Genomic DNA, 19,372 nt, shown 5'->3' on the forward strand with positions numbered 1-19,372 from the left:
CGAGCGGCTGATACACAGGCACAAAGTTTTTTAGAGAATGAAAAAAAATATCTTATTAGCGACCCTCACAGGGCTTCTACTCGCAGCAGCGTGGCCTACGTATGGCTGTTCGTTACTCGTTTTTGTAGCGTTCGTTCCGTTGCTGATGGCTGAGAAGGCAATCCGTGAGCAAAAAAGCTGGACGAAACTGCAAACCTTCGGTATAAGTTATCTGGCGTTCCTGATCTGGAATGTGATCACCACGTGGTGGATCTGGTATTCTACTGAAATCGGTGCTGTTTTCGCCATCTTGGCTAATAGCTTGCTAATGAGCCTTACTTTCCTGCTCTATCACATCGTTGCAAAGCGAGCAAACACAAAGCTGTCACTTATTTTCTTAGTCACTATATGGCTATCGTTTGAAAAGTTCCACCTCACTTGGGATGTTTCGTGGCCTTGGCTCAACTTGGGCAACGTCTTTTCGGAAAACGTGCGATGGGTGCAATGGTACGAGTTTACGGGCACTTTTGGCGGTAGCTTATGGGTGCTTACAGTGAATATTTTCGTTTTTCTCGCAGTGCAACAGTTGCTCACACACCGCCACGAGATGAAGCCCCTGATACGCAAAAACCTCCTCACTGCGGCTCTGCTACTTGTTATCCCCATTGCGGCTTCGTATATAATATATTTTTGCTATGAGGAAGAGCAGAAGCCTGTAAATGTGCTCGTGCTGCAACCCAATATCGATCCTTATTCCGAGAAATACGACACTTCGAATGCTGAGATAGCTCAACTTCTGTTAAAACTCAGTGAGAAACACCTCAGTCGCAACCTCAATTTCATCATTACCCCCGAGACCGTCTTCGCGCAGAACGTACAACTGCACCAGTTGCCCCAGAGCGACGAAGTGACACTCCTACGCCTGAGCACCGCTAAATATCCACAGCTCAACTGGGTGGTTGGCACTGCAATGATTGACTTCATTACCGATAAATCAAAGACCACTGCACAAAGTAACTACCTACCTTCCCACAGAATTTGGTTCAACGACTATAACTCGGCTTTCCTTCTTAACAGAAACCCCGACATTCCGCTTTATCACAAGTCGAAATTAGTAGTTGCAGTTGAGAATTTCCCATATCAGAACGTACTAAAGCCCATCGTCGGTGATGCTTTGATAAACCTCGGCGGGACGGTGGCGTTGAAGACGACGCAGCCATATCGCACAGCCTTTCAAGGCGTAGAAACCGCAGCAAAAGCAGCACCCATTATATGCTATGAGAGCATCTATGGCGAATTTGTGACAGGTTACATCAAGAAAGGTGCTAACTTCCTTGCGATTCTCACTAACGACGCTTGGTGGCGCAACACCCAAGGGCACAAACAGCTATTGAGCTATGCAAGGCTTCGCGCCATCGAAACCCGCCGCAGTATTGCTCGAAGCGCCAATACGGGCATCTCCGCTTTTATCAATCAGCGTGGCGATGTATTGAAAACCTTAGCGTATGGCGAGCAAGGCGCTCTCGGCGATACCCTGAACCTCAGTAGCCGTATTACTTTCTATGTGAAAATGGGCGATTATCTGGCGCGCGTGGCATACTTCCTGAGCTTTTTTATCTTTCTGTACGCCGTCCTGCGCAAGCGCGAAACATTAATGCTTTAACACGATTATTCATTTAATTCATTTGTAAAACTATGTTATACCACTATATTTCCAACGAAACCCTCGTATTAGAACAGCTGGCAGCACTCATTTCCGACGATACCAAGCTCAAACTTTCCGAAGAAGCCATCGTAAACATACGTCGCTGTCACAAATTTCTCGACGAAAAGGTGCGGCAGAACACCAAGCGCCTACAAGAACTCTTAGATAGCTCGTTTTTCAACCCCGACGGGCAACTCAAAGAAGGGGAAGTCTCCATAATGCAACAGGATCTCCTCAGGCATTACGCCTGCGGCATCGGCGAGCGTCTGCCTTCGCGGATCGTCAAGATAATGCTGTTTCTCAAGATCCAATCCTTCTCGTATGGCTTTAGTGGCGTACGCCGAGAGTTGGTGCAGCGGTTGATCGACTTCTACAACCACGGCGTCTATCCTGTGGTCTATTCAAAGGAAATCCCCGACGAACGCATCGCATTAGCACACCTTTCGTTGCCTATCTTCGGCGAAGGCGAGGTATGCATCAACCATAAAGTGTACTCAGCAAGTGAGCTGGAGGCTCGCTACGGGTGGAAGCCTCTGCCACTGGCTATCCGTGAAGCCGACGCGCTGCTCAATGGCACACAGCTCACCACCGCTTATAGCGCTTACAATCTGATACGAGTGCTCGGGTTGCTGCCCATTGCCGACTTTGTCGCTTCGGTATCAACACAGGTTTTCGGAGGAAATCTCTCCGCCTTTTCCGAGCAAATGCAAATCGCACACCCCCACAAAGGGCAGGTTGAGACCGCTACTGCACTTCGCCGTTGGCTGAAAAATGGAGGCCTCGACACTGTGCCGACCGACCTAAATGCAATGCCAGAAGCCTTTTCTTCCATTCCGCAGATACACGGCGCCGTAAAGGACACGATGACACACGTGCGCAAGCTCATCAAAACCGAAATGAACTCCGCCACCGACAACCCCTTGCTATTCCCTGAAAGTGAGGACATAATATTAGGTGGGAACTCACATACCCTCCCGCTCTCGCTCGGGATGGACTTCCTCTGCATAGCGCTCACTTCACTTGGTAACATCGCAGAGCGCAGAGTGTTTTATCTCCTCTCAAATACCGATAAAAACGCTGACGACGAGCTTGATTACTCCATATTTCAGCGTATCATCGAGAGCATTCTCAATGAGAACAGACGGCTTTCCACCCCCGCGAGCATCGAGAGCCCCATCCTCTTCGAGAAAGCCATAGACATCAAAGGGATGGGAGGTAGCGCCGCCGTCAAGTGCCATCAAGTGATCAGAAACGTAGAAAAAATTCTGGCTATTGAGCTCATCTTAGCCGCTTCGATATGGAAGAAAAAAAATATCGCGTATCACTCTGATCCGCTCAATGAATACTTCGCCTTTATGGAAACAAGCGGCGAGAAGCGAACACTCAAACGTGAAATAGAACAAACCATTCAATTTTTTACAACTTATGGACTTTCCGACAGATCTTAACATCGCACAACGTGCATCGATGCAACCCATAACTGAGGTTGCTAAAAAATTAGGCATTTCGCCAGAGGATTTAGAGCCGTATGGCAAGTATAAGGCAAAACTCCCTTTGAGCCTTATCAAAGAAACCAGCTCGCCACGAGGTAAGTTGGTGCTGGTTACCGCCATCACACCTACGCCAGCAGGCGAAGGAAAAACCACTGTCAGTATAGGGCTCACCGAGGGCTTGAACAAGATAGGAAAGCGCGCCATCGCTGTTCTTCGCGAACCTTCTTTGGGTCCTGTCTTCGGAATCAAAGGCGGCGCGGCAGGTGGCGGCTACTCACAGGTCGTACCGATGGAAGACATCAATCTACACTTCACGGGCGACTTCGCAGCAATCGAGAAAGCAAATAACCTCCTCTCGGCTGTGATAGATAACAACATTCAGAGCAAAACCCATTCGATCGGGATCGATCCACGCACCGTCGTGTGGAAACGCGTGATGGATATGAACGATCGCGCCCTCCGCCACATCGTCGTTGGGCTGGGAGGCACTGCCAACGGCGTTCCCCGTGAGGACGGCTTCAATATCACCCCAGCCTCAGAGATTATGGCAATCCTCTGCTTGGCGGAGAGCTTTTCCGACCTCAAGCGCCGCTTGGGCAATATATATATAGGTAAAAAGTTTGACGGCACGCCTGTTTTTGCCCGCGATCTGAAAGCCGTCGGAGCGATGGCACTGCTGCTGAAGGACGCTATCAAGCCGAACCTCGTCCAGACCCTCGAGAATAATCCTGCGATCATCCACGGCGGTCCTTTCGCCAGCATCGCGCAGGGCACCAATTCCGTCTTAGCAACCAAGCTCGGGCTCTCGTTGGCTGACTATACAGTCACCGAAGCCGGCTTCGGCGCGGATTTAGGTGCTGAAAAGTTCTTCGACATCAAGTGCACTTCTGCAGGATTGGCGCCCGACGCGGTAGTGATCGTCGCCACAGTGCGCGCTTTGCGGCATCACGGTGGCGCCAAAAAGGACGAGTACAATACCCCCAGCACCGAGCGCGTCGCCCTTGGATTGCCCAATTTGGAGAAGCACATCGAGAATATACAGCTTTTCGGGGTAGAATGTGTGGTAGCCATCAACGCTTTCCCAAGCGATACGCCCGAGGAGGTTGCGCTTATCGAACAATGCTGCGCCGCCAAGGGAGTTCGCGCTATCGTATCGCGCGGCTTCGCTGAAGGGGGCAAGGGTACCCAAGCGCTGGCAGAGGCGGTGGTAGCCTTAGCTGAGAATGGTAAGAGTCATTTCCGCCCGCTCTACCGCAATGAGGATTCTATCGAGGATAAAATCAGCTGCATCGCCACCAAAATTTACGGTGCCAGCGGCGTGGTTTACAGCAGTAAAGCGCAGAAGGAACTCAAAGAAATCAAAAAGCTCGGCTTCGACACACTGCCAGTTTGTATGGTGAAGACGCCGAAGTCACTCAGCGACGACGAGAAGAAGCTGTCACGCCCTCGCCAGTTCGAAATCACGGTGCGCGAGTTCGAATTTGCCTCAGGCGCGGGTTTTGTCATCCCGATACTCGGCGATACGATGCGGATGCCAGGCTTGCCAAGTGTGCCTGCCGCAGAAGCAATGGATATCGACGACAACGGGGTAATCACTGGTTTATCATAACGTTTACTGCCAGAGCCTTAGGGCTCATTTATAAATATTTTTTTGGGTTAAATAAGATGCTCGGCGGGATGCTGAGCATCTTTGTTTTTACACCTATTATATATAGGTGATTTCTAAAAACGGTATTTTTGTGCATTTTTAAAAAAAGTGGATTGCTGGAAACATTGCTGCTGGGAGTAATTTTCGAAAAGTAGCCCCAGACGCAATGTTTCTTGAGGCATTTCTCAAGAAGTAGTGCTAGAAACAGTGTTTCTTGGGGTAATTCTCGAAAAATAGAGCTGGAAACGATGTTTCTTGGAGTAATTCTTGAAAAGTAGTGCTGGAAACAGTGTTTCTTGGAGTAATTCTTGAAAAGTAGTGCTGGAAACGATGTTTCTTGGAGTAATTCTTGAAAAGTAGTGCTGGAAACAGTGTTTCTTGGAGTAATTCTTGAAAAGTAGTGCTGGAAACAGTGTTTCTTTGGATACTTCTCAAAAATAACTGCTGGAAACAGTGTTTCTCGGGGTATTTCTCGAAAAGTATGTCAAGATACTGAGTTTCTCGGGGCACTTCTCGAAAAGTACATCAAGATACTGAGTTTCTTGGGGCATTTCTCGAAAAGTACGTCAAGATACTGAGTTTCTCGGGGCATTTCTCGAAAAGTACGTCAGGATACTGAGTTTCCAGCTATATATTAAAATTTTTTAGAAACTCAGTTTCTCAGATAGTCGTTTTTTTCGAAAAGAATTTTCAGCAATAAAAAATCCGCCTATCTTAACATAGACGGATTTTAAAGAAATAAAGTTTATAAAAAAGTTGTTTTACATAAATAGGATAATCGCATAGCCGACGGCAATCGCCACAATGGCGGCTACAAAACCAGGCAGCTGAAAGGAGTGATTCAGCACGTATTTGCCGATGCGCGTGGTGCCCGTACGATCGAAATTGATGGCGGCTACCACCGTTGGGTAGTTCGGGATAAAGAAGTAGCCATTGACTGCTGGAAACATCGCTACCAGCGCCAGTGGCGAGATGCCGAGGGCAATCCCCAGCGGATACAGCGTACGTACGGTTGCCGCTTGGCTGAACAACAGGATTGACATCGCAAAAAGCGCAATGGCAAATAGGAATGGATACTCGGTGACGATCGTCTCGATGTGCGTTTCGAAGAATTCGAGATTTCCGTTAAAGAACGTGTCGCCCATCCACGCGATACCGAATATCGCGATAACTGCCTGCATTCCCGCTATGAAGACGGAGCCTTTCACGGCTTTATTGACATCGGTTTTTGAGAAGATGAGGATCAGCCCAGCGACGGTCATCATCACGATTTCGATCACCTCAGGCATTCCGATACGTTGCATCTTTCCATCGATAAGAAAGGCGGGACGCAGCACTTCAATCGAGCCAAAAAGCACAATCGACAGCACCCCGAGCAAGAAAACAAGCACGGCAATCTTAGCGCCTCGCTCTCCCGTAGTAGCCTCGGCGGTTTGGGGGCGTTGCACTTCGAGCAGGCCTTCGCGCACGCGGCGTTGGTACTCAGGATCTTTTTCTAAGGGTACGCCTACGAAGTTCACTGCAAAAGCCCCTGCGATGACCCCAATGAGCGTGGCGGGGATGCAGATCATCAGTATCGTGCTTAAGGTGACGCCGTGGCTGCCGAGCAACGCTGGGGTTAGCAATGCCGCTGTAGCTGCCGAGATAGGACTCGCGGTGATGGCTTGCTGTGAGGCAATCACTGAGATGGAAAGGGGGCGCTCAGGCCGCACTTTGCTTTCGGTAGCAATCTCAGCGATGATTGGCAATAGCGAGTAAGCGATATGCCCAGTGCCCGAAAAGAAAGTGAAAAAATAGCAGACCACAGGCGCGAGGAAGGTGATCATCGAAGGATTGCGCCGCAGGATGCGCTCCGCCACGCGCACTAAGTAATCCAGCCCGCCCGCACCCTGCAAAGCAGCAGCAGCGGTAATAACCGCTACAATCATTAGCATTACATCGATCGGCGCGTTGCCTGGCTTGAGGCCGAAGCCAAAAACCAAAATTCCTAAGCCCATCATCCCGAAGATACCCAAGCCGATACCTCCGACGCGCGCCCCTATGAAGATGGCGAGCAAGACGATCAGTAGCTCTACGTAAATCATATATTCTCCCATTGTAAATCGTGTATTGTTATTTCCGCCCCAAAATTACGAACAAGAAACGAACGGAGCAAAAAAAAGTGGAAAAGTTTTAGCAAATAAAAAGATTTTTAGTACACCTTATTTCTATCTTATTGATTGATAACCTCTCTCTGAAATAAAACCCTCAAGTCTTTATCATAAAGTCAATGAAGATTTGCGTAATTTATAGAAAGAATGTATATTTGCGTGATTTTTGAGTAATAGAGGCAGCGAAAGAATGAAGAAATACCAGCTACAAACGATTTTATACCGCACTTTGGCAGTACTACTGGCACTCTTGCCTACCGATCATAGTCTTGCTACTGACTACTACTTCAAACGCATTTCCATCGAACACGGACTCTCGCAAACGGGTGTTACAGCTATCGTACGCGATCACAAAGGCACGCTATGGGTAGGCACGCGCCAAGGTATCAACAAGGTAGAGAGAAACCACGTCAGCAAGTATACCGATGATTATATCTTCCATCTTTACGAGGATATGCAGCACCATCTCTGGGCGGTGACCCAGCGCGGCGTACTCTGCTACAACGCCGAAAAGGATGGCTTCGAAGTAAAGCTATCGCAGTATATCCATTCGGTGGGTGCCACAGAAACGGGAGTGCTCTTCGGTGGCTACGGCGCACTTTACCTGTATCGCTACCGCTCAAAGAAAATAGAGCGGTTGCCACTGGCAAAGGACGTTTATGCCAAGAAGCGCGAGTGTCTAATCACGCACATCTGCTCAATAGATAAAAACACACTGCTCATTGGCACAGAGAACGATGGGATCTACCGCTACGACTTGGGCACACATCAGCTAAAGAGTTTCATCACCGAGCTGGCGCAGCCGCTAAGTGCCCTTTACGTCGATACCACTAAAAGGGAAATCTACTACTCAGTATTCCAAAAGGGACTATATCGCCACAGAATTACAGGCGAGCGTATCGCACAATACACCTCGAAAAACTCAGCGCTGCCCAACGACATCATTTTGGATATCAAACCTTACAAGGGAGCGCTATGGTTGGCTACGGACGGAGGTGGTGTATCGGTATTTTCGCCAGCAAACGCTACTTTCAGAAACATACAGCACCGCGCTAGCGATACACATTCCCTCCCTGTAAATTCGATCACGGTGCTTTACGAGGATCCTTATCACAACCTCTGGGCGGGGACGGTGCGCGACGGTGTTTTTCTTTTTAAGGAGACCTATATCAAAACTTACTCAGATAGCACTCTTGGTAGCAGCGGCGGGCTCTCGGAGCGTGCGGTGATCAGTATCTTTGAAGCCGCCGATGGCACTGTGTGGATCGGCACCGACGGCGGAGGTATCAACACTTTTAATCCCCGAACTGAGCAGTTTACGCACCATCTGAAAACCTATAATGACAAGGTAACCTCCATCACCGACTTCAACGGCACTTCGCTGCTGGTATCGCTCTACGGCAAGGGACTTTTTATCTACAATCCCGACAGCGATGCTTACACTCCCTTTACTATCATCAATCCCACTGTGGATTACGAAGAGTGCCACTCAGGTTTTACCCCCTTTGCTTATAAACTGAGTGAAAGCACTATCCTCATCACAGCTAAGAACAACTACTTCTACGACCTAAAAAAACACACTTTCACTCGTCTCCACTTTCAGAACACTACCGAGAAAAGTGCACTTAAATTGATGTACAAAGACGCCACGGGGCACCTGCTTCTCTCAAAAGGCAATACACTTTACAGCTTGAATACACAGGAGAAGCAGCTCAGCGTCTACCTCGTTTTGCCCGAACGGAGCGACATCAATGCCGTATGCCACGAGACTTCCAGCAATACCTTTTGGATAGCTACCTCCAACGGACTTTACAGCTACACCCCTACAACAAAAAAACTCAAAAACGTAGCTACGAATATGTTCCGACAGATCAGCTATATGCAGATCGACGAGCAACATCGTTTGTGGATCAACGCCTCGAACCTGCTGTTCTCTTATCATATCCCCGATGGGAAGATTACTATCTGGGACGACTCCGACGGTTTTCTGCCCAACGATATGCTCACTGCCTACATCTCGCCCTCTGCATCACCTTATATCTATATGGGAGGCGTCGGTGGCTTTGTGAAGATCAACAAGGATATCACCTCTGAGGAAGGCACTTCTCCCCTACTCTTCTTGCAAAAGATTGAGATGAACGGAAAGCGCTACACTGCCGAAACCTTTCCGAAGGAACTCCCGCCTTACTTCGACTCGCTGAAAATAAGTATTGGGCTCAACGAGAAAGACCTCTTTCGCCGTATCCTCTTCCGTTTTAAAATCAAGAATAACGGCCAGAGTTCAGTAGTAGAAACCTACGACAACATCTTGGATATCACACTTCTCTCAGCAGGTAAGTACCAGATAGAAGTGGCCTGTATGACTGGGAGCGGCAACTGGACCGCTCCCGTATCACTGCTGAGTTTCGAAGTATTGCCGGCGTGGTGGCAACGTACTTCTTTTTACGTTATCCTCTCGCTTTCAATATTGGCTATCGGTGCCGTTGGGATGTGGCTCTATTTGCAGAGAAAGAAACAACAGCTCGAATGGAAGATAGCATTGCACCAGCAAGCCCTCAACGAAGATAAGATTGAGTTTCTCACCAACGTAAGTCACGAGTTGCGCACCCCATTGACGCTGATCTACGCACCACTAAAGCGCCTGCTGAGCAGTGATGAGAGCCAGAGCCTCCCTCCACAAGAGAAAAAGCAAATAGAAGGTGCTTTTCGCCAAGCGAAGACGATGAAGAATATCATCAATTGGGTGCTTGACTACGATCGCAATACCGCTCTGAGCAACCAGCTGAGCAAAAGCTATACTTCCCTAAACCACCTAATTGCCGATTGTTGTAAAGACTTTGAACAGGAGACGGAGAATAAACATTTATTACTGGACTTAGATCTGGAGAAAACCCTACCTCCGATAGAGATTGACGCTGCCAAGATACGAGTGGTAATCTCCAACCTATTGATGAATGCCCTGAAATTCAGCAATGAGCACTCCACCATCCACCTGCGCAGTATCTACAAAGAAAACACCGCGCGCGTACAGGTTGAGAATAGGGGAATTGGGCTTAGCAATATTGATTCGCAGAAACTCTTCACACGTTTCGAACGAGGCAAGCATCCACAAAGCGGCAGTGGCATTGGGCTGGCATATTGCAAAGAGATTATTGAGAAGCACGCAGGGGTTATTGGTGCTTATCAAGACGATACCGAACAGACAGTCTTCTACTTTGAGCTACCTGTAAAGCACAATGACGAGAGGGTATTAGCTAAGTTCGAGACCGACGAAAATCTTGCACAAGCACCAGAGAAGTCCACCTCAACGCTTGATACTTCACGCTATGGCTTATTGCTGGTGGATGACAACACCGACTTCCTCAGTTATCTTTATGAGGAGCTACGCCCACAGTTCAAGAGTGTGCTTAAAGCTGTCAATGGTGAGGAAGCCCTCCTACTACTGAAAACACATCAGCCTGACCTTATCATCTCGGATGTGATGATGCCTATAATGAACGGATACCAGCTTTGCAAAGAGGTGAAAGAACACTTGAGCATCAGCCATATCCCTGTGGTACTTCTGACTGCTAAAAGCGACAATGAGAGTCAGAAGATAGGTTATAAACTCGGCGCTGACTTCTACTTAGCCAAACCTTTCGACATAGAGCTATTGTTATCGGTAATCAGCAACTTACTGCGCCGAAAAGAGCTCATCAAGCAGCGCTACGAGCAAGAGCTACTCTTGCCATCGCCCGCACTTACCACCATCAGCAATGCTGATGAGCAGTTTATGCTCAAGCTCACCGATATCATCAAATCGCACTACCATAACCCTGACTTTGGCGTAGCAATGATAGCTGAACAGATAGCGATGAGCCGCGCCTCTATCTACAACAAGATGAAGCAGATTACGGGTATAGGCATCAGCGAGTATATCAACAAATACCGCATTGAGGTAGCCTGCGAGCTACTGCGTACCAGCGATCAACCCATCTCGGAGGTCGCTTTTGAGGTAGGCTTTTCTTCACAGAAGTATTTTAGTACTGCCTTCAAACAGGCTACGGGCAAAACGCCTACGGAATACCGAGCAATTTGAGAATCCTATCCAAATAAGATAAGGCATCGACGGTGCTTATCTCCGTTGTGGGTTCGTTCTAAATCCGTATTGAATCCGATGAATGTACAAGTAGATTTCGGAGATCCTCTGGAAGTGAAAGCTGCAAGAACTGGTTTTTACATTTATAAACAATTTATTAACAATCCTTTAACTTATAATAGACGTTTTCGAACCTTTTTTAGATAATATTGAACCAGCGCAATTGGGTTTGTTTTGTACTTTTGGCACATCAAAACGATTCGAAACAATCAAACAACCATCATTGTATGAAAAGAAATCTATTTTTAGCAGTATTGCTGTTGTGCCTCAGTTGGGGGTATGCGCAACAGCGCACCATCAGCGGTATTGTGTCGGATGCAAGTACCAAAGAACCCTTGATGGGGGCTTCGGTAGTGGTAAAAGGAAGTTCAAAGGGAGTGAGTACCGATATGAACGGGAAGTACTCCATTGCTGTAGAGGTTGGTAAGACTTTGGAAGTGAGTTTTATAGGCTATACTACTAAAGCCATCAAAGTTACGGCTACAACTACCCAACTCAACGTAGCACTCGCTGCTGACCAAGTAACGCTTGACGATGTGGTGATCGTGGGCTACGGTACGACTAAGAAACGCGACCTCGCGGGGGCTATCACCTCATTGAAAACAGATGATGTGAAGGCGGGCGTGGTGGCGGATATGTCGCAGATGCTCAAGGGACGTGCCTCAGGGGTGCAAGTGCGACAGAACTCGCTCGAACCAGGAGGGAAGGTGTCCATCCGCGTGCGCGGTGCCTCATCGGTAAGTGCTGAGAACGAACCGCTGTACGTGATTGACGGGTTCCAGACGGATAATATGTCGCAAGTGAATGTGGACGACATTGAGTCCATAGAGATATTGAAAGATGCTTCCACTACGGCGATCTACGGGGCGCGTGGGGCGAATGGGGTGATCCTTATCACCACGAAGAAGGGCAAGGAAGGCACTTTCCACATTGAATACTCGAACCAGATGGCTTATAAGAAGATGTTTAACCCTTGGAAGCTGCTCGACGCAGGCGAAACCATTGCGCTGAGTCGCCGCCTCTACGAGCAAGACCCTGAGGCTAAGAGCAGTGAATGGACTGCTGAGCAGGCTCGTTACAGGGGCAAGGGCACTGATTGGCTCAAAGAGACTACACACGATGCTTTTACGGTGCTTCACCAGCTTTCCGTCAGTGGTGGCGGCGAGCGTTTGAGGGCTTTTCTATCAGCTAATTATTTGGAAGAACCTGGGATACTGCTCAACACAGACTACGACCGATACGGCGGTAGGCTGAACGTAGATTTCAAGGTGAGCAACAGGGTGCGCACGGGTGCTAACCTTAGTTTTTCGCATTCGAAGAAGCGTTTCTTGGATATGGGTACCAACTCATCGGATAAGAACATTATGTACCGTATATTCAATCTTGAACCTTGGAAGAACAAGGAGGGTTACGATGTTTTCGGACTGAAAGCGCGCCGACCAGGGGTGTTTGAGGAGATGAACGGCGCGCAACTGTACAATACCTTCAACACGCTGTACGCTACTGTTTTTACGGATATTGACCTGCTGCCATCGCTGATGTTCACAGGACGATACACTTACGCTTACGACCATCTGAAGACAGAGAAGTACTACGACACTTCCACCCTTATCGGAGGTCCGCGCAATGGTGAGGCATTTCTCAGCCACGAGGAGAACTCGAAGCATCAGGTAGAAGGGGTGCTTACCTTTCACCCTACGATTAATGACCATCACGACTTTAAGCTCATCGGGGGTAGTTCGTACATCTACCAGCGCGGACAAGGCGATGAAGTGCAGGCTTACGGGTTTGCCTCCGACGTATTTTCATTTAAGAATATGGGAGCTGCTGAGCATATCGACTGGATCGGTTCGGGCAATAATTCACTTACCAAAGCCTCTGCTTTTGGGCGTGTGGAGTATGTGCTCAATCACCGTTACATCTTCAATGCGTCGCTGCGTGCTGACGGTTCGTCGGTATTTGGGGCTGACTATCGCTGGGGGCTTTTCCCAGCAGGGTCGCTGGCTTGGAACTTAGGCGATGAGACTTTTATGGCTTTTGCACAGCCTACCTTCTCACGCATTAAGGTGCGCACCAGCTATGGGATGAGTGGTAACGATGGTATCCGCTTTGGGCTTTCGCAATACCAATACTCCGTACGCGATGTGCATATCGGTGGAGATGGTATCCAGAAAGGGATGTACCCATCCAACCCATATAACCCTCGTTTGCGTTGGGAAACTACTGCCCAATGGAACATAGGTGCTGATGTGGCAGCCTTTAAGAATCGGTTAGAGATCAGCTTTGATTACTACGTGAAGCACACCAAGGATTTGCTCAATCCCGACCCTATTCACCCATCAGGTGGCTTCCCTAACTACACCCCATCGGGCGGCAAAACCTTTGAATACACCGCTATGATGGTCAATAACGGTGAGGTTGAGAATCGAGGGTTTGAATTTGTGGTTAAATCAACCAATATAGATAAAGGCGGCTTTGTGTGGAACACCGCACTGAACTTCTCGCACAATAAGAGCAAGGTGCTCAAGCTCAACGACGGGCAACCGCGCTTTCAGTACATACGGCCGCACGGTTCTTATGATGAAAAGGAGTATATGATTCTCAAAGAAGGAGAGCCGCTGAGTGCGATCTATGGCTATGAGTTTGACGGCATTCTACAAGAGGGCGAAAAGTACGCGCCACAGCCTAACTCAGTGCCTGGCGACCCTAAGTTCAAAGACCTTAATGGCGATGGTGTGATCAACGAGAAAGACCGCAAGGTGCTTGGCACAGGTATCCCCAAGACGATCATAGGGCTTAACAACAGTTTTGCGTATAAAGATTTTGACTTAAATTTCTTCTTTGAGGCATCGCTTGGGGCTAAGATGCTGAACCTTACACGTATTTACTTAGAGGATAACAACCGCCTAAAAGATTCGCAAGCTCGCTGGACAAAAGGCGGACGTGTGATGCAAGATGCAGCAGGCAAAAACTATACAGTGCCAGGCAACCCTTCAAACGAGGTACCTCGCAAAGGTTACCAGCGCAACGCCGAAGTGAAATACGGTTCATACATCAATTCGCGCTTTGTGGAAGATGCCGATTTCTTAAAGCTCCGCAACATAGAGCTTGGCTACACAATGCTCGGTGAGAAATGGCATTTGAAAGGCATTAGTGCCATCCGTATGTCGGTCGGGGCACAGAATGTCTTTACCCTCACCAAGTACCAAGGCTTTGACCCCGACATCAGCAGCAATGGCAGCAGTGCTACTTCACAAGGATTAGACCTGAACTCTTATCCTGCTTACAGAACCATTAACTTCGGAGTAAAAATAACCTTTTAAAAAAGAAAGACGATGAAAACGATTTACAAAATATATCCTCTTACAGTAGCATTAGCGGTTGCCTTTAGTTCGTGTGAGCTCAATGAAGACCTCGAATCGGTATACACTACCCACAACGCTTATGTAACAGAGAAGAACGCCCAAGAGGGAGTCAATGGCATCTACCGCTACCTAAAAGGAGCTAACCACCCAGCAACTTTCTACCTCAACGATCTGTGCACAGATGCTTGCTATAAGTCAGGCTCTGACTTTGAGATTTTCAACGATAACAACCTCGGCGGTTCGGTGGAGTTAGCCCGTGCTTACAACGGCAATTGGCAGATGATAGGCTGTGCCAATGTAGCCATTGACAATATCACCCTTATGGACGATGAGAAGTTCAAACCCGTAGAGAAGAAAGAAGAACTATTGGCAGAAGCACACTTTATGCGCGCTTTTGCCTTCTATCAGCTCACCAATATTTTCTACGAAGTGCCGCTGATCACCAATGGCTATTACGATGCGGCTGCCAACCCTACGTTGGCTACTATCGATGAACTTGATGCGCAGATAGAGAAAGACCTCCTCATTGCACTGAACACCCTTCCGCTGCAATGGGATGCCAGCAAGTACGAAGGTTCAGAAGGACGCCCTACCAAAGGAGCTACTTACGGCTACCTGATGCGCCTTTATATGCGCAAAGCAGGTCGCCTGAGCGAAGAAGGCAAGGATGCCACTGCCGCTTGGCAGGCTGCCCTTAACTATGCCGACCAGGTGATAGCCACGGGCAAATACAGTCTGCTGGCAAAGCCTGAAGATCCCTTTAACCCTCGTACTTACGAAGCGCGCAATAATGCAGAGATTATCTACGCAGTGCGCTCTACTGATAAATCACCTTCAGGAAGCTACGACTTAGCCTTGTATTTCACTCCTTGGCGCTACAATATGGGCTGGGATATCTTTAGCGTACCTTTGGAGCTTTATTGGAAATTCGACAAAGACGATTTGCGCCTCAAGAACCTATTGGTAGGTGAATATCCCGATGTATACGACAAGGCAGGCATCAAATATCAAGCCCCCACCTTAGCACAAGTAGGAAGTTTGGACAATGACAAGAGCAACCCCAAAGTGAAGGAATTGGGGCAGGTGTACACCAACAAGTACTTTTACGAAAAGTCGGGCACATACGACTATAATACACCCAACAACCTCCCCCTCTTGCGCTACGCCGATGTGCTGCTGTGCAAAGCTGAAATTCTCAATGAGCTCAACGGTGTAAACCAGACCTCCATTGACCTTATCAACCAGATACGCGAGCGGGCTTTTGGCAATAGTAATCACAACTACACCCTTACCTCTTTTACCACTAAGGAAGCCCTCCGCAGTGCTTTATGCGATGAACGCCTCTTTGAGCTCAACAACGAGGGTGTACGCCGCATAGACCTCATCCGTATGGGCTTGTGGAAAGACCGCTTAGATAGCTATATGGAGGCTATCAAAGAGAAAACCGAAAAGCAAGAACAAAATAGAGGCCTGACTAAAGGGTTCCTAAGCGCACAATGGAGTGTATACCCTAAATTCTCAAGCAATCCACTCAAGAAGTACGACAAGCGTCGCTACTTCCCCATACCAAAGGTATACACCAGCAAATTCCCCAATTTAGAAAGTAACCGTTCTTTCAAAGAACAATAATAAATAGTATGATGAAACTAAATAGCAAAGTATTATTCGTAGCCGCAGCCATACTCAGCAGTATAAGTTGTAGCAAAGGAGACTTAGACCAGCGCTTTAGCGACGACCCTCTAAGCAAAATCGACACACCCCGACAGGGCAATGTGCAGAAGAACAAGGAAAACAAATGGGACTTTACCTCTACCGAAGGTTGGGTAACTGCCAACCAAGGGGATAATGCCAATAAGGACAATTCTTCTATTGAAGATTGTGTTGATTGTAGCGATAAGAAAGCATTGAAGATTTACACCCAGGCCAACACACACCAACGTCAAAAACTCAAAACCAAGAAGCGCTTTGGCGCAGGGCTTTACACTTGGCGCACTTACATCTCCGACTTAGGCATAGGCGAACGAGCCAGCATAGGTTCGTGGATATGGAACAGCGATAAGCACGAGCTCGACTTCGAAGTAGGCTCAGGCACTTCCAAAGAACGCAAAGAATTGGGCTTAGCAGACGACGAGGTAATCGCCTACATCACCAGCCAAGCCAACCCATATCTCCACCAAAAGGTAAGAATCAAAAAGAACGCTTGGCACACCTTTCAGATCGACTTGAAGATGATTGGCAGAAACTACTTAGCCTCTTGGATGATCGATGGGGTAAAATACGCCGAACAGCAGCTCAAATTCGGACAAGAGTACCCATTCCATATCTTCTGCAGCACTGAGAACCTCAAGTTCGTAGGCGATTCCACCCCTACTAAGGACAATTACGGACTTTGGGACTACGTAACCTATCAGCCTTACCCATACAGCATCGATCCAGCTGAGCCGTCCAAGCAACAGAACCCTATCGATGCTCCTGAGGAACCCGATGCAGGCAAAACCGTCAAATGGTTCTTCAACAGTATGCCTGCTGCTTGGAAAACGTGGACAAACGTAGGGGCTGATGGCGCTGCTTTTAACAAGATCGCAGGAGGCAAGTTAGTGCTCGGCGGCAATGGCTATTGCAAGACCTCTAAGATAGAATACGCTTCGCAAGTAGGCTATGGCAAATACACTTGGGCGATGAGTTTCCCTGAGGTAAAGAAAGCCCTTAAATTCCAAGCAGGAGGTACTTTCTATTCAGAAGTGGGCGGCGAGAAAGCCATCACCATAATGGCTTGGTACGGACCTGAAGAAGAGCGTAAACGCTTAGGTGCCAAAGAGAACCAATTGCTGCTACGCGTATACTCTGGCAACCCAAGCATAGAGTCGTATGTCGCTGTATTAGACCCTAATAAGGAGTACAGATTAGGCATTGAACTCAAGAATGAAGGAGGGGTTTACAAAATCAGCTTCTTCCTCGATGACAAGTTAATCCCTAATACAAGCGTAACTGCCAACTATGGTGCCGATGCTGTGAAGTTTGCCTTTATCACTTCAATGGAAACAAACCGCGGCTGGATGCCTGGCGAAGCGATAGGCAACAAACCTGACGACACCATCGAGGCAAAAGTAAACTATATAGAATATACCGCTTATTAAGCTACCATTGTTTATCTATAAATGGCAAATTGATTTTTCTTTAGAAGAGTCTGTCCAAAGTTTTATGAATAATACCGTGTTACACAGGAGTTATCACAAACCTGAATGCTGAAATATACACTATGAGGTTAAACAAACAAAATGTAGTTTATTTTTCTATTAAAGCAACATTTTACAGATTTAGAAGAAGCAGAAAAAGGGGAAAATGAACCCCATGTGAACCCCACATGCTCCTCAACAGAATTTTTTTCTAATAACTAAAACTGAAATCATAAACTTTTGAACGGACTCTTCTATTAAAATTTAACAACTATGCTGCGAAGATTTCTCATCATAACACTCTGTGCTGCTACTATTATTGCCTGTCAGACCAAGGACGACAGCCTCTACGAAGGAGGCTTAGAACGCTTTGAGGTAAGCCTCAGCCGTACCAACTTGCTGCGTGGAGAGGTGGCAATGCGCTTCTCAGCCCCTACTGAGTTCCAGATAGAGTACTGGGAGCGTGCCGATAGCGACCTTTCCTCACTACAACAAACCAATCACTACAAGGGCAATGGCGTAGTGCGCAAAACACTCCTATTCCTCAAACCTAACACAGAGTACGCTTGCCGTATCCGCTATGACAACGGACTGCTTTCGGACGTGAAGTACTTCAAGACTCAGCCCATACAGAGCATCACCCAAATGCCCAGCCTCAACACCGATGAAATCAAGGAACCTCTCGCAGGCTATCTATTGTTCTACAATTGGCGTCCAGGCTATCTCTTCCTCTCCGACACCAAAGGCACAATCCTATGGTATGAGCCTGTGTCTGAGGGATTATCAGTAGCCAACTACGACGCTAAGACGCAGCATTTTTACCTGCTCACCACCCCCACTGGTGTTGATAAGTTCGCCTACAATAGCAACAAGGTCAAGGTAATAGACCTCTTTGGTAAAGTGCTATGGGAGACCGACCTCACTACACTTCCACAGATGAAAGGCAGAACAGCCCACCACGAGTGTCGCCCACTACCCGATGGAGGGGTGGCGTTGGTAACTTACGTAGACAAGCCTTTTGACCTTACGGCACGCGGAGGCACTGCCTCTGAGACCGTCAAAGGCGATGGCTATGTGATTTTGGACAAGAACGGTAAGTTCGTCTCAGCGTGGGACTGCTTTGGCACACTTAACCCTGCCGATGACCCTGATATTATGAACACCAAAGGCGATTGGCTACACGCTAACTCCTTCAACTACGACAGCGAAGGCAATTACTATATGACCTTCAACGCACCAAGTGAGCTCTGGAAGATAGACGCCCGTACGGGCAAAGTGCTGTACCGCGTGGGCAAGAAGGGCACGATTGTGCCGCCTGCAAGTGGCATTGCCAACGGTATGCACTGTGCCAACCCTCAAGCCCCTGACGATGTGCTGGTACTCGATAACGCCAGAGCAGGTACCTCAATAGGCACGCGAGCCCTGCGCTATAAGGTCAATGCCACAAGCCAAACAGTTGAGGTTACTCTCAACTGCGAAATCCCCAAAGAGATGAGCTCAGGCAACCGTAGCAACGTGCAACTATTCGGCAAGGATATGCTACTATTCGCCTCCACAGTGAAATCGTTGATACTCTTTACCGACCGTAGTCCAAAAGCGAAAATACTGCGCTCTATCAGCCTTGGTGAACCTTTCTACAGAGTGGAATACATCCCTGAGATTAGATATTAAGAGAGTAAAACTATAATGAGACCCGAAAGCTGACACCTGAATTTAAA

9 protein-coding genes are annotated in these 19,372 nt (G+C 48.0%); 8 read left to right on the forward strand and 1 reads right to left on the reverse strand.

Translation table 11 applies throughout. The features are described 5' to 3' along the window. Positions 1–37 precede the first annotated feature (37 nt). From lnt to AXF12_RS10500, 3 genes are read left to right on the forward strand one after another with little or no spacing between them, the layout of a single operon-like run. Complete coding sequence (gene lnt / locus AXF12_RS10490; RefSeq protein ID WP_066430942.1) at positions 38–1,642, forward strand: apolipoprotein N-acyltransferase; 1,605 nt, start codon at positions 38–40, stop codon at positions 1,640–1,642. 32 nt (positions 1,643–1,674) lie between these two features. Next, positions 1,675–3,132, forward strand: coding sequence for an aromatic amino acid ammonia-lyase (locus AXF12_RS10495; RefSeq protein ID WP_066430943.1), 1,458 nt, complete (start codon positions 1,675–1,677; stop codon positions 3,130–3,132). Then, the gene (locus AXF12_RS10500) at positions 3,110–4,786 is read left to right on the forward strand and encodes a formate--tetrahydrofolate ligase (RefSeq protein ID WP_066430944.1); all 1,677 of its coding nucleotides are present in this window, start codon (positions 3,110–3,112) and stop codon (positions 4,784–4,786) included. The genes AXF12_RS10495 and AXF12_RS10500 overlap by 23 nt, the downstream gene beginning before the upstream one ends. Before the next feature lie 800 nt (positions 4,787–5,586). Here the strand turns inward: AXF12_RS10500 and AXF12_RS10505 are convergent. Continuing rightward, positions 5,587–6,909: an anaerobic C4-dicarboxylate transporter family protein gene (locus AXF12_RS10505; protein WP_066432002.1), complete on the reverse strand. Its 1,323-nt coding sequence runs from the start codon at positions 6,907–6,909 to the stop codon at positions 5,587–5,589. Positions 6,910–7,165: 256 nt separating this feature from the next. On the opposite strand from AXF12_RS10505, the gene AXF12_RS10510 reads away from it, so the two are divergent. The 5 genes from AXF12_RS10510 (at position 7,166) to AXF12_RS10530 (ending at position 19,325) form a co-directional block, all read left to right on the forward strand. Then, positions 7,166–11,053, forward strand: a complete 3,888-nt coding sequence (locus AXF12_RS10510; protein ID WP_066430946.1) for a hybrid sensor histidine kinase/response regulator transcription factor — start codon at positions 7,166–7,168, stop codon at positions 11,051–11,053. Positions 11,054–11,340: 287 nt separating this feature from the next. After that, positions 11,341–14,436 (forward strand): SusC/RagA family TonB-linked outer membrane protein, encoded by a 3,096-nt coding sequence (locus AXF12_RS10515; RefSeq protein ID WP_066430948.1) that lies wholly within the window; start codon positions 11,341–11,343, stop codon positions 14,434–14,436. Between the two features lie 12 nt (positions 14,437–14,448). Beyond that, positions 14,449–16,107 carry a RagB/SusD family nutrient uptake outer membrane protein gene (locus AXF12_RS10520; RefSeq protein ID WP_066430950.1) on the forward strand — a complete coding sequence of 553 codons (1,659 nt, stop codon included), beginning with the start codon at positions 14,449–14,451 and terminating at the stop codon, positions 16,105–16,107. A gap of 8 nt (positions 16,108–16,115) precedes the next feature. After that, on the forward strand, positions 16,116–17,615 hold the full coding sequence (locus AXF12_RS10525) for a toxin-antitoxin system protein (protein WP_231909906.1): 1,500 nt from the start codon (positions 16,116–16,118) through the stop codon (positions 17,613–17,615). Positions 17,616–17,927: 312 nt separating this feature from the next. Further along, the gene (locus AXF12_RS10530; RefSeq protein ID WP_066430952.1) at positions 17,928–19,325 is read left to right on the forward strand and encodes an aryl-sulfate sulfotransferase; all 1,398 of its coding nucleotides are present in this window, start codon (positions 17,928–17,930) and stop codon (positions 19,323–19,325) included. Positions 19,326–19,372: the final 47 nt, after the last annotated feature.

The sequence above is a fragment of the Capnocytophaga haemolytica genome, assembly GCF_001553545.1.
Classification (GTDB): Bacteria; Bacteroidota; Bacteroidia; order Flavobacteriales; family Flavobacteriaceae; genus Capnocytophaga; species Capnocytophaga haemolytica.